Source organism: Leifsonia sp. SIMBA_070, from assembly GCF_046534635.1.
In the GTDB taxonomy this organism is placed as follows: domain Bacteria; phylum Actinomycetota; class Actinomycetes; order Actinomycetales; family Microbacteriaceae; genus Leifsonia.
Genome location: NZ_JAWRYK010000804.1, coordinates 1 through 243 on the forward strand (window position 1 = coordinate 1; position 243 = coordinate 243).

Below are 243 nucleotides of genomic sequence, written 5' to 3' on the forward strand. Positions count from 1 at the left end.
GGAGATGCGGCCGTGGACCTGAACGACTACTTCTACTTCGTCCACGTGATGGAAAAACGCGGTTTCGCCCCGGCGGCGCGTGCGCTGGGCGTCCCGAAATCGCGCCTGAGCCGCCATGTCCGGCGACTGGAGGACCGCATCGGCGCCCGGCTGATACAGCGCACCTCCCGGCAATTCATTGTCACGGATGCCGGCGAAGCCTTTTACAGGCATGCACGGGCCGCGCTGGACGAAGTCGATGCG

The 243-nt window shown here is 65.4% G+C and carries 1 protein-coding gene; it reads left to right on the forward strand.

What is annotated here, in order from left to right; all coding sequences use genetic code 11:
- Window positions 1-12 precede the first annotated feature (12 nt).
- Window positions 13-243 (forward strand): LysR family transcriptional regulator (locus SB754_RS22435; protein WP_410784483.1); only part of this gene is annotated, 231 nt, incomplete at its 3' end.